The sequence below is a fragment of the Stenotrophomonas sp. 14P6.2.3 genome (genome assembly GCF_057799055.1).
This window is the reverse complement of record NZ_JBYOLA010000001.1, coordinates 237,945-249,846: the sequence shown is the minus strand read 5'-3', so window position 1 is coordinate 249,846 and position 11,902 is coordinate 237,945. Positions and strand designations below refer to the sequence as shown.

11 protein-coding genes and 1 pseudogene are annotated in these 11,902 nt (G+C 64.0%); 5 read left to right on the top strand and 7 right to left on the bottom strand.

From position 1 onward, the window contains the following. Positions 1–135 precede the first annotated feature (135 nt). Positions 136–323 (bottom strand): annotated as a pseudogene (locus tag AC27VL_RS01115) (RcnB family protein); the annotation flags it as partial. A 37-nt stretch (positions 324–360) separates the two neighbouring features. Continuing rightward, entirely contained in the window at positions 361–1,323 is a 963-nt protein-coding gene (locus AC27VL_RS01110; RefSeq protein WP_100552538.1) for a GlxA family transcriptional regulator, read from the bottom strand. Between the two features lie 94 nt (positions 1,324–1,417). Here AC27VL_RS01110 and AC27VL_RS01105 point away from each other — a divergent pair, with 94 nt between their 5' ends. After that, positions 1,418–1,873 (top strand): tautomerase, encoded by a 456-nt coding sequence (locus AC27VL_RS01105; RefSeq protein ID WP_100552539.1) that lies wholly within the window; start codon positions 1,418–1,420, stop codon positions 1,871–1,873. Between the two features lie 41 nt (positions 1,874–1,914). Here AC27VL_RS01105 and AC27VL_RS01100 read toward each other — a convergent pair whose 3' ends face one another. Further along, positions 1,915–2,454 carry an NADPH-dependent FMN reductase gene (locus AC27VL_RS01100; RefSeq protein ID WP_100552540.1) on the bottom strand — a complete coding sequence of 180 codons (540 nt, stop codon included), beginning with the start codon at positions 2,452–2,454 and terminating at the stop codon, positions 1,915–1,917. 123 nt (positions 2,455–2,577) lie between these two features. Between AC27VL_RS01100 and AC27VL_RS01095 the strand changes: the two genes are divergently transcribed. The 4 genes from AC27VL_RS01095 to AC27VL_RS01080 all read left to right on the top strand — a co-directional run bounded on the left by AC27VL_RS01095 (position 2,578) and on the right by AC27VL_RS01080 (position 6,751). After that, on the top strand, positions 2,578–3,273 hold the full coding sequence (locus AC27VL_RS01095; RefSeq protein ID WP_488765326.1) for a response regulator transcription factor: 696 nt from the start codon (positions 2,578–2,580) through the stop codon (positions 3,271–3,273). A gap of 9 nt (positions 3,274–3,282) precedes the next feature. Beyond that, positions 3,283–4,539: a sensor histidine kinase gene (locus AC27VL_RS01090; RefSeq protein WP_488765325.1), complete on the top strand. Its 1,257-nt coding sequence runs from the start codon at positions 3,283–3,285 to the stop codon at positions 4,537–4,539. A 60-nt stretch (positions 4,540–4,599) separates the two neighbouring features. Continuing rightward, the gene (locus tag AC27VL_RS01085) at positions 4,600–4,992 is read left to right on the top strand and encodes a diacylglycerol kinase (RefSeq protein ID WP_488765324.1); all 393 of its coding nucleotides are present in this window, start codon (positions 4,600–4,602) and stop codon (positions 4,990–4,992) included. A gap of 67 nt (positions 4,993–5,059) precedes the next feature. Further along, positions 5,060–6,751, top strand: coding sequence for a phosphoethanolamine transferase (locus tag AC27VL_RS01080; RefSeq protein WP_488765323.1), 1,692 nt, complete (start codon positions 5,060–5,062; stop codon positions 6,749–6,751). 13 nt (positions 6,752–6,764) lie between these two features. Here AC27VL_RS01080 and AC27VL_RS01075 read toward each other — a convergent pair whose 3' ends face one another. The 4 genes from AC27VL_RS01075 to AC27VL_RS01060 all read right to left on the bottom strand — a co-directional run bounded on the left by AC27VL_RS01075 (position 6,765) and on the right by AC27VL_RS01060 (position 11,831). After that, a complete protein-coding gene (locus AC27VL_RS01075; RefSeq protein WP_100552545.1) occupies positions 6,765–7,346 on the bottom strand; it encodes a hypothetical protein in 582 nt (193 codons plus the stop codon). 70 nt (positions 7,347–7,416) lie between these two features. Further along, positions 7,417–8,550 carry a serine hydrolase domain-containing protein gene (locus AC27VL_RS01070; protein ID WP_331273758.1) on the bottom strand — a complete coding sequence of 378 codons (1,134 nt, stop codon included), beginning with the start codon at positions 8,548–8,550 and terminating at the stop codon, positions 7,417–7,419. Between the two features lie 153 nt (positions 8,551–8,703). Further along, entirely contained in the window at positions 8,704–10,647 is a 1,944-nt protein-coding gene (locus AC27VL_RS01065) for a MacB family efflux pump subunit (RefSeq protein WP_191078022.1), read from the bottom strand. Positions 10,648–10,649: 2 nt separating this feature from the next. After that, a complete protein-coding gene (locus AC27VL_RS01060; RefSeq protein WP_488765399.1) occupies positions 10,650–11,831 on the bottom strand; it encodes an efflux RND transporter periplasmic adaptor subunit in 1,182 nt (393 codons plus the stop codon). Positions 11,832–11,902: the final 71 nt, after the last annotated feature.

Below are 11,902 nucleotides of genomic sequence, written 5' to 3'. Positions count from 1 at the left end.
CTGCTGGCGGCTGCAGGACTACATGCAGTCGACCCGTTCCTGAGCAGGAAGCCGCCCAGGCCCGCCCGGTTTCCATGACCGCAAGCCAAGGCCCCGGAGCGGTGGCGCGACACCTGGCGCCCTGCGCTGGAATCCCTAGCGGCGCAAGGCGTCGATGATCACGCCGGTCGCAATCCCCACCCACAGCCGGTCAACCTCGGCCCACGGCAAGCGATCAGCACGGCGCCACGCCTTCTTCTGCCTGCCCGGCGGTGGTGCGTCACGCTTGTGGGCCCGCCTGCATGGGGCGATGGTCCGTTGCCACGTGGATGATGCGGCGAATCTGGGCGCTCGCAAGCCGGCGCTTCGGGATGCGCGCTCTCACTTTCGAACCTGGGTGGGGTTCAGGCCCAATCGCCTCTGCAGTAGTCGCCTGAGCGTCGCAGAATCGCCGAGTCCCACCTGCGCGGTCACCTCTTCCACCGAAAGCCCGCCGCTTTCCAGCAGCACCCGCGCCCGGTTCAAGCGCACCGACTGGATCAGCTGCTGCGGCCCGTAGCCGAGTACTTTGTTCACTTGGCGGTTGAGGGTGCGTGTGGACATGTTGGCCCGCGCTGCAAGCGTGCCCACGGTGACTGGTTCCGGGAGCGTCTCTGCAATGTGGCGGGTCAACAGCGCTATCAGGCCATTCTCGGTCGCCATCATCGCCGGCGACATATACAGCGATTGGAGGCGACGCTGCTCGACCAGCAGCGCCTGGCCCAGCATGGCAGTAAGCTGCTCGCCGAAGCGCTGGCGCAGCACGTAAAGCACCAGGTCCATGTGTGCCATCGCGGCGCCGGCAGTGACCAGCGGACCATCGGCATACACCATCCGGTCAGGCTCCACACGGGTAGTGGGCGCCACGCGCCGCAGCGCAGAGGCCAACCACCACGTTGTGGTCACGCAGCGTCCCTCCAGCAATCCGGCTGCGTTGAACAGAAACACGGACGAACAGGAGCCTGCAATCGTGCCGCCCGCTCTGGCGTGGCGGCTCAGCGCAGCGACCAAGGGTGGAATGTCCGGCTGGCGCAGGCGCGCGTCGAGCTGGCAGGCATCGTCGATGTCCAGGCCCGGCAGGATCCAGCATTCATGCGCAGAGGAGCGCGCAGGCAACGTGTCCACCTGCAGGTGCAGGCCGTTGCCAAGCGGAATGCTTCCTGGCGTCACCGCGCAGACCCGCCAACGCGGCGGTGCAACCCCGACCCGGCACGCCAGCTTGGCCGCGGTGGTCAGAAGATCAAGGGTGAGGGTGACGCTGGAGGCAAAGGGGGCCTGTGGCACCACTAGGGTGAAATCATGCATTGGCTGATTCTGCGCGATTGTTGGCAAATCGGCCACTTCAGGCCCGCGCCGTAGCACGATTGAATGGGCGCTCCCTCACCCACGAGCGCTATCCATGCCCACCATCCTCATCAAGACACCCGCCGACGCACTGACCGCTCTTCAGCGCGAGCGGATGATTGCCGCGGTGAATACCGCTGCAACGCAATGCAGCGGCCTGGGGCCTGATCCCCGCCAACGCAGCCTGTGCTGGGTGATTGCCGAGGAGGTGCCGGCCGGCTTCTGGCGCTGTGGCGGCAGTGCCGACTTCCTCCATGTCATTCCGTGCCTGGTCCACGTCCTCGCACCCGCCGGCGTACTCGACGAACAGCACCGGTCCCGTTACGCGGTGGTTGTGCACCAGGCCATTCTGGAATCGCTGGCCCTGCCGGATACGCAGCGGCTGGCTGCTTCGATCATGGTGAGCGATGTCACCGATGGAACGTGGGGGCCCAACGGCCAGCTGTGGACACTGCCGCAGTTCGTGGAGGCCGCGGGGTATTCCCATCTGCAAGCACCGGTGAACCGCTGACGCCACAAGCCCTTGTCAGCAGACTGCACCAACGATCATGTTCAATCACCCTCTGGTCGCTGGCAGTAGCGGGCAAATTCCTGAAGAAAGGCCTCCGCCGGTCCGCGATTGACCGGCTCTTTTACGGCATCGGCAATGGCCTCCGGCTCCATCTTCATGAAGGGGAAGCGCAGGAACAGTTCTTCGTTGAAGCGGGAGCTGATTGTCGACAGCACAAGCCGCAGAGACGCGAGCATGTCGTCGCCGCGGTGGGATGCATGCACCAGCGCGATGGGCTTTGCAATCACAAGATCGCCCGATACGAGCCAATCGATGGCGTTCTTCAGGCCGCCCGGAATGCCTCGTGCGTACTCTGGGCTCGAAATCAGAATGCCATCGCAGGCTTCAATGCAGCGCTTGAAGTGCACAACGCTGTCATGCAAGGGCAGATCTTCAAGATCGGGAGAAAAAACGGGCAGTCCGCCGAGGCCGGCGTAGGTACTCAGTGCGATATCCGGTGGCGCGATTTCTTCCAGCGCCCTCAGCAATGCGGTGTTGGTGGACAGCCGGCGAGCGCTACCGGATAGGGCAAGGATCTTCATCCCGGCACGCTATCACAGGCACCTGCCGCCGTGTCCGGCAATGACCCGCAGCGATCCGTTGCACGTGGCAAACTAGCGGTGGTCGTTCAACGTCCATTGATCATGCACGGATGCGCATAGCCCATGACACGTCTGCTCATCATTGAAGACAACCCCGAGCTGGTTGCAAATCTCTACGCCTTCTTCGAGCCATTGGGCTACGTGCTTGACGATGCACGGGATGGTGCCACCGGCCTGCGCAGGGCAACGCAGAACGATTACGACGCCATTCTGCTCGACCTGATGCTGCCCCGCCTTGATGGCATGGCGCTGTGCCGGAAGCTGCGCGAGGAGTTCCAGAACCCGGTCCCGATCCTGATGCTGACCGCACGTGATCCGGTGGAGGATCGCGTGCAGGGGCTCGCCCTGGGTGCCGACGATTACCTGGTCAAGCCCTTTTCCCTGAAGGAGCTGGACGCACACATCAAGGCGCTGGTGCGACGCGCCGAGGGCCGGTTGGTGCAGAGCGTGCTGGCCTGGCAGGACCTGCGTGTCGACACCCGTTCGCCACAGGCGTGGCGCCAGGGGCACTCCCTTTCCCTGACTCCCACTGCACACAAGCTACTGATGTGCCTGGTGCGAGCTGCCCCCGCAGTGGTGCGCAAGCAGGAGATGGAATACCTGATCTGGGGCGACGAACCCCCGGATAGCGGCGCATTGCGCACGCACATCCATGAGCTTCGCCTGCAGGTGGACAGGCCGTTCAACCCTGCACTGATTGCAACGGTGCACAGCGTTGGCTGGCGCCTGGACACGCCGGCGCTGACGCGTGCGGAGTAGACGGCACCGATGACTGCCCGCACGCTGAGCTCGCTCTATCGAAAGATGACGCTGAGGACGCGCATCACCGTCGTGTTCGTGTTGCTGATGGCCGGTGCAATGGGCTTCATTGCGCTGGTCGAACTGGTGGACTATGACGAGGTGAGAGCCTCGGTGGTTTCGATGAGCCAGGACCGTGAGGTCCACCGGCTGCAGGCGGCGTTGGCCAATGGTGCCCAACCAGAACTGGCGAAGGGCAGCCAGCTGTATGACGCACGCTCGGTGCCTCTGGTGCTTCGCAGGTACGGGCTGGGCTATCACGGTGAAGAGGGTCCGAACGAATGGCATCTGCGGGTCTTCGAAAGCGACGGACAGCGCTACTACCTGCTGCAGGACGGTCAGCACTACGCCTACCTGGAACATCTGATCAACGCCTTTGCGGCACTGGTCATCCTTACCTGCGTGCTCTGCGCGTTCTGGATCGGTCGTCGAACCGCGGCGCATGTCATCGCGCCCATTACCCACTTGGCCGATGCCGTACAGAGCAAGCACAAACCCTTCCCCTTCCAGGACGCGCGTGACGAGATCGGGGTGCTGGCACGCGCCTTCGCCCAGCACAGCGACGAACTTGAGCAGTTCCTGCAGCGTGAGCAATGCTTCGCCGGCGATGCCAGCCATGAGCTGCGCACGCCCCTGGCGATCATCGGAGGCGCAGCCGAGACACTGGTGCACCAACTGCCCGCCGACAGCCACCTGGTGGCCAGCGCCGATCGCATCATGCGCACCACGCAGGAAATGCAGCGGCAGTTGACCTGCCTGCTGCTGCTTTCGCGTGACCCCAGGACGGTGCCGCGCAGCCTCGTTCCTCTGCGGGCGCTGATCGAGGAATGCATGGAGCGATGTGCGCCGTGGATCTCGGGAAAGCCGGTGCGCCTGATTCTGGATGCGCCGCAGGACGCGCAGGCGCTGACCAATGCCGAGCTGGCGCGGAGCGTGATCTGGAACCTGCTGCGCAACGCCTGCCAGTACACGGAAGAAGGTGAAGTGCGGCTCGAGCTGCGGGGTGCCACGCTGCGGATCGCCGACACCGGCCCGGGGCTGCCGCCCAGCATCGATGCGCAGCAGTTCAAGCGTTTCATGCCCAGCGCCCGGCAGAGCGGTGAAGGCCTGGGCCTGTCCATCGTGCAGCGTGCGGTCGAGCATATGGGGTGGCAGATGACGGTCGAGACATCGGCGCAGGGTTGCCTGTTCACCCTGCAGATGCACCCAGCCGCGGCGGGCACCTGACAGCTTCCTGACACGGCCCTGCACATCCTTGCCGGATTTCCACGTGAAGGCAGGACAGAAATGCAGCCAGGGCACCCCAATGGCAACGGCAAGTACCCGCACGGAAAGACCGGCCTGCGCCGCATCTTCCATACCCTGATCCATTCCCGCGATGGTTTCATCGCCACCTTCCGGGGCGAGGCGGCATTCCGGCAGCTGCTGTTGCTGCATGGCGTGCTGGCGGTCGTCGCCTTCCTGCTGGATGTCAGCCGAGGCGAGCGCGCCGTGATGCTGATGGTCTGCTTCATCAGCCTGATTGTGGAACTGCTGAACTCGGCCATCGAAGCGGTGGTCGACCGCATCTCGTTGGAACATCACCCGCTTTCCAAGAACGCCAAGGACATGGGCAGTGCGGCGCAGACCACTGCGCTGTTGATGGTCGCTACGGTATGGGCGGTGGTTCTGCTGGGCTGAGCATGAAAGCTGACAACTTCCTGATAAACGCATCCAGATACTGCGCGCACTTCTCGTACAACGGATTGTGCACGTGCGTCCATGCTTCAGACTTTCCCCTCATCATCCGATCGTGCTTGTGTGGTGCACCGCGTTGTTCTTCGCGACGCTGGGAAACATCGCACTCTGGAAAACACTGTGGTCTGTCATGGACATCCATGACCTGCGCAGCGCCCTGTTCTTCTTCAGCCTGCCGGCACTGTTGTTCTGCCTGTTCAATCTGTTGTTCACGCCCATCGGCGTGCTTCCTTATGTGCGCAAGCCGGTCCTGGCGATTCTGGTTGTCACCAGTGCGGCGTGCAGCTACTTCATGCTTCATTACGGCGTACTGATCGACCGCGACATGGTGCAGAACGCGCTGGAGACCAACCAGGCCGAGATGACGTCCTATCTCTCGGTGCCACTGCTGCTGACAGTGCTGCTGCTGGGCGCCCTGCCCTCGTGCGTTCTGCTGGTGATGCGCACCGGAAACAGCGGTCGGCCCCTGCGGGCGGCGCTGGTATGGCTGGGAAATGTGCTGGCGACGTTGATGGTGCTGACGGCGGTGACGTTTGCGTTCTACAAGGAGTATTCGTCGTTGCTGCGCAACAATCGCTACATCCGCGAGCAGGTGTTGCCGCTGAACGTGGTCCGCCACACCTATGGCTATCTCAAGAGCAGCTACAGCGCCAAGGCGCAACCATTGCGGGCTATCGGCGAGGATGCAATACGTATCCCCGGCAAGCGCCCACGCCTGGTGATCGTAGTGGCTGGCGAGACGGCACGATCGCAGAATTTCCAGCTCAACGGCTACCCGCGTCCGACCAATCCGTACCTGTCACAGAAAGATGTCATCAGCTTCCGCAACGTTTCCTCTTGCGGTACCGCAACGGCGGTGTCATTGCCCTGCATGTTCTCGCAGATGACACGGTCGCAGTACGACGGCGTCACCGCGGCATCGGAAGAGAACGTGCTGGATATCCTGCAACGGACTGGCGCCAGCGTGCTTTGGCGTGACAACAACAATGGCGGTTGCAAGGGCGTGTGCGATCGCGTGCCTACCGATGACATGCCTCCGCTGAAGGTGCCCGGGCTCTGCATCAACAAGGACGGTACCTGCCATGACGAGATCCTGCTGCACCAGCTGGCCGCGCGCATCGAGGCCATGCCGGGAGCGCGCATCGAGGCCATGCCGGGAGATGGACTGATCGTACTGCATCAGCTGGGCAGCCATGGGCCCACCTACTTTGAACGTTATCCAGCCGATGCCAGGGCCTTCAGTCCGACCTGCGACAGCAACCAGATACAGAAGTGCAGCAATGAAGCGCTGGTAAATACCTACGACAACACACTTGTCTACACGGACCGGCTGCTGGGCAAGGCCATCGACCTGCTGCAGACCTATGCGGACCAGCGCGACGTTGCCCTGATCTATGTCTCTGACCACGGCGAATCGCTTGGCGAGCACGGCATGTATCTGCACGGAACGCCCTACTTCATCGCGCCACGGGAGCAGACCCAGGTGCCGCTGGTGATGTGGTTCTCTGCCGGGTTCGCGGACAACGCACGCCTTGATCTTGCCTGCCTACGCCACGCTGCAGGCACAGGATCCTATAGCCACGACAACCTCTTCCACTCGTTGCTGGGATTGTTCGAAGTCAGCAGCAGGGTGTACCGGCCGGATCTGGATATCTTCAATGGCTGTCGAGTGCCCCTTGCCGGCCTTCTGGTTCACCCGTAGGAGGTGCCGGGACTCACCGGGTGAAGTACAGGCAACCGGCTACGGCGATTGGCGTCGGGTCGGCCTCTATCCGCTGGGCGACCAGTGCCATCACTTCGATGCCATCGCCTTGGGCTTCCGGTGCTGACTGCACCACGCGCATCCCTGCAGGCGTGTGCTGTGTCCCGCGTGCGTCGAGGGACAGCGCCTTGCTGAGATCCGCAGCAAGGGCTTCATCAAAGACAGCCACTACGGAGCTGCGCGAAAGTATCAACCGTTCGGACGGATGGCCGAAGACCAGAACCGGCGATGGAAGCTGCATTTCCGCCACAACGCCGGGCAAATCGCCTAGTGCCCTGCTGTAACCCTCGCCCCTGCCTGCGACCGATTCCCAGCCAGCCGACGGCTTTCCGCTGGATGCGATGCCACGCAACTGATAGGCCAATGTTCGGAATGCGGTGCGATCCGCCTTGCAGGACACGAGCGCCAGCGCACGATCAATGTCTTCCTGTTTGGGAACGTTCTTGCGGATCGATTCTGCTGCTGGCGCGGTGGGCGCCATGGAAAGTGCCAGGCCTGCGAACAGCAGAACCTTGTTCAACGTACGGGTGATCAACGCGAAATGCTCCTGCCTGGGGGTGCCAACACCATTCGGCACTACACCGGACGGACGGGAAGTACAGTCTCTATCGGGAAACTTCACTGCCAGCGGCAGCCTCCCGCGCGGCGATCTTCTCGACCAGCGTATCGATCGCCGTCTGCATGGCGCGCGCAGTCTGGTCGCCGCTCTGGTTGGTGATGACGAAGATGCCAAGATCGTACTTGGGCACGATGTAGATGTAGCACTGCGAACGCGGTACGCCACCATGATGGGCGTAGTACACGCCCTTCAGCTGATCGCCGGCGACGATGTTCCAGAAGTAGCCGATGCTGAACTCGGAATCGAATTTGACCAAGGGGCGATGCGATTCCTTTACCACGGGCCCGTTCGCCAGCTGGAATCTGAGGTACTTCACCATCTCCGGAACAGTCGCCTTTACGTTCCCGGATGCGCCCCACGGCAACTGCGGCATCGGCGTGGTCGGCGCCGGGTTGTCGCTGTGATAGCCGACTGCAAGGCGCAGCGCCTCGTCGTCGCTCAGTGTGAGTCGTAGCCCTGTCATCGCTGCGGAATCGCCAAGGTATCCGCGCAACAGCGACGCGTAGTCGCGCTTGTAGACGGTCTCCAGGATATGCGCCGTCAGCTCCGTCCCGGCACTGGAGTACGCGTAATCCTTACCGGGCGCCCGGCCAATCTCGAAAGCGTGCAGATCCTTGAAGAAATCGGCCTTGCCGTAGTGCGCGTAGATGGCGTTGAGTTCGCCTGGCGTACGATGATCGGTGAAGTCCGCCAGCACCGTGTTCGCACGCTCCGGCAACATGTTCGGCAGGCCGCTGGTGTGCGACAACAGATGGCGGATGCGGATGGGCTCACCCTTGTACTGCAGGTTCGGATAGTCCCCCTGCAGGTACTGTCGAACATCGTCGTCCAGACTCACCTTGTGTTCCAGGACGGCATTGGCCATCAGGGTGCCCGCCAGGGTCTTGCTCAACGAACCGATCTCGTAGAGCGTCGCATCGGTCGGCAGGCCTGGCCTCCCGGTTTCCATGTCGCCGCGATGACGGATGAATTCCTTGCCCCGGTACACGACGCCGATCGAGGTTGAATGAAACAACGGCTGCTGGATCAGCGTTGCGGCAACGTCGTCGATCTCCGCACCCAGCTCCTTCGTTGGAACCTTTTCGCTGGCGCAGCCTGCAACCAACAGCGCGGCGGACACCACGAGACAGCTGAGCCATCGCCTGTTTCGAAAACTCATCGAAGTCACGTGCATGCGTCGCCGCTTGAAGGGAGGTGCGGAATGGGGCCTTAAGATAGCCGATGGCCAAGGCCCACGCCTGTGCCGGTTCTCACGGCTGGGCAGGCTCGCACCCTACTCCGCCGCCAGCGCCCGGATCGGGTCCAGCTGTGCGGCACTGCGCGCCGGGAAGTAGCCGAAGCCCAGGCCTATGGCTGACGAGCACGCCAGTGCGGCCAGCACCGGCGCGGCGGTAAACAGAAACGGCACGCCCAGCGACAACAGGCTGGACAACGCACCCGCGCTGAAGGCCAGCAGCACGCCGAGGACGCCGCCGAAGAGACAGATCAGCACTGCTTCGATCAGGAACTGACGCAGGATGTCACCCTGCCGCGCGCCCACCGCCAGGCGCACACCAATCTCGCGCACGCGCTCCTTCACCGATACCAGCATGATGTTCATCACCCCTACCCCGCCCACTATCAGGGCCACGGCGGCGATGGCCGACACCAGTGCGGCCATGGTCTGGCTGGACTTCATCACCGCCTTGCGGATCTGGTCGGCGTTGTAGATGAAGAAGTCGCGGCGGCCATGCCGCAGCTGCAGTTCGGCGGCCAAGGAAGCTTCGGCTGCGGTGGTGGAGACATTGTCGCGCACGCGCACGGTGATGCTCTCCAGCCGCTGGCTGCCCAGCAGGCGCGAGGATGCCGAGGTATACGGCACATAGACAGTGGGCGTTGCACCGCTGGCAAATGCGCTGGCGCCGACCACGCCGATCACCTCTACCGGCATGCCGCCCAGCAGTACCGTGCTGCCGATCGGGCTGCCGCTGAAAAGTGCGGTGGCGGCCTTCTGGTCGACCACGCCCACTGCGCGGTGCGCATCCACTTCAGCATCGGTGAAGAAGCGCCCGGCCTTCAGGCGCAGGCCGCGTACGCGCGGCAGATCTGCGCCAACGCCCATCACCTGCGTGTTGGCGCGTCGGCTGCCCTGTAGCGCGGCCACCGAGCCGCTCAAGGACGGACTGACGCTGTCCACGTAGCTGAGTGCGGCCAGATGGTCGGCATCAGCGACCACCAGCGTTTCGATTTCCGCCGAACGCGGGTCACCGAAATCGACGCCCGGGAAGATCTCCAGTGTGCTGGCGCCAAGCTCGTTGATCTGTGATTCCACCTGGGCCTGTGCGCCTTTGCCCAATGCCACCACGGTGACCACAGCGGCCACGCCGATGATGATGCCGAGCATGGTCAGCAACGTGCGCAGGCGATGGGCCAGCATCGAGCGCACTGCCATCTGCGCAACCTCGCGCACGCCATCCAGTCGAGCACGCCGCTCGACACGCGACGACTGGCCGCGCTCGGGCGCGGATCTGGCCTGAACGGCCGCGCGACCGCCCGCGCCGCGATCGGCCACGACGTGCCCGTCGGCGATCTCGATTACCCGGGCCGCGTGGGCGGCAACCGATGCATCGTGGGTCACCAGGATGACCGTGTGGCCCTGCGCATGCAGGCGCTTCAATTCGGCCATCACCTGTTGGCCGCTGGCATGGTCCAGCGCACCGGTGGGTTCGTCGGCCAGCACGATGGCACCGCCGTTCATCAACGCTCGGGCGATGGACACGCGCTGCTGCTGGCCGCCGGACAGCTGGCTCGGCCGGTTGCCGGTACGCTCGCCCAGCCCCAGCGTTTCCAGCAGTACGCGTGCCCGCGCCGTGCGCGTCGGGACATCCACGCCTGCGTAGATCGCTGGCAACGCGACGTTCTCGGTGGCGCTCAGATTCTCCATCAGGTTGTAGCGCTGGAAGATGAAGCCAAAGTGCTCGCGACGCAGGCGCGCCAGCTCGTCCGGCGACATCTGCTCGGTGGCCGCGCCGTCTACGCAGTAGCTGCCTTGGGTGGGGCGGTCCAGGCAGCCCAGGATGTTCATCAGCGTTGACTTGCCCGAGCCCGACGGGCCGATGATGGCGATGAACTCGCCGGCATCGATGCGCAGCGATACGTCCTTCAGCACCACCACTTCACCGGCGGCAGTACGGTAGGCGCGCGATACGCCATGTAGTTCAAGCAGCGCGTGGGTCATGTTCACATCCCCAGCAGGCTGCTGGCCTGCGGTTCGCCACTACTGGGGGCCTGGCCGACCACCACATTCTCGCCAACCCGCAGGCCGGACAGGATCTGCACGGCGGTGGCAGTGCGCAGGCCGGTGGTCACCGCGCGCTCGTGGGCGCGCCCCTTGGCATCAACCACGCGCACGCTGCCGCGACTGTCGTCGCCACTGTCCGATCCGTTCAGTGCGGTCAACGGTACCTGCAGTGCGTTGTTGGCCCGGGCCAGCTGCAGCGTCACCTTGACGGTCATCGAAGGTTTCAGCTTCAGGCCAGGGTTGCCCACATCGAACAGGCCCGCGTAGTACACCGCCTTTGGTGTCTGCGCCGAGCTGCCGGTAGCGGCCGAAGCCGCGTCGGCAATCGAGGACGGCGCGGGCTCCAGCTGCTGCAGGTGCGATTCGTAGCGCCGTCCGCTCGGCCCCAGCGTCGAAAACCACAACGGCTGGCCAACTGCGATCAGTTCCACGTCAGCCTCGGCGATCTCGGCACGCACAGTCATCGTGTCCATCTGCGCCAGCATCACGATGGTCGGCGTGGTCTGCATGGAGTTCAGCGTCTGCCCAGCCTTGGTGACGATGGCAACGATGTAGCCGTCAGTTGGCGAGAGAATGCGGGTATAGCCCAGATTGATCCGGGCCGTTTCCACCTGGGTCACCGCCTGGTCGATCTGCGCCTGCAGTGCAGCCACCTCCGAGCGTGCCGCATCGCGGGCCACCCGCGCGGCCTCGAAGCCCTCCTGCGAGACCAGCCGCGATGCCACCAGCTGCGACTGGCGATCCAGCATGCGGCTGGTCTGCACATAGCGGGCCTGGCTGGCGGCATGCTGCGCGCGCAGTGCGTTGGTGGATGCTTCAGCACTGCGCAGGGCGATGCGCTGCGGTTGCGAGTCGACTTCGGCGATCAGGTCACCGGCCTGCACGCGCTGGCCCAGCACCACGTGCAAGCGTTTGACCTGCCCGGACACCTGCGCGCCCACCGCCACCAGTTCCTTCGGATTGACCCGGCCCACCGCCTGCACGGTCTTCTCCAGATCAGCCACCCTTGCCGGCGCGATGATCAGGGCGCCATCATCGCCATCGGCGAACGCCCACCAGCCGACACCGCCTGCCAGGACGGCCACGGCGGCGGCGATGATCAGAGTCTTGCGGGTTTTCATCGAGATGCCCGGCTGCTTGCGGTCACCCATCGCGACCGCCAAGGCCTCAGTCTGGGAGCCTTGGTTGGAGG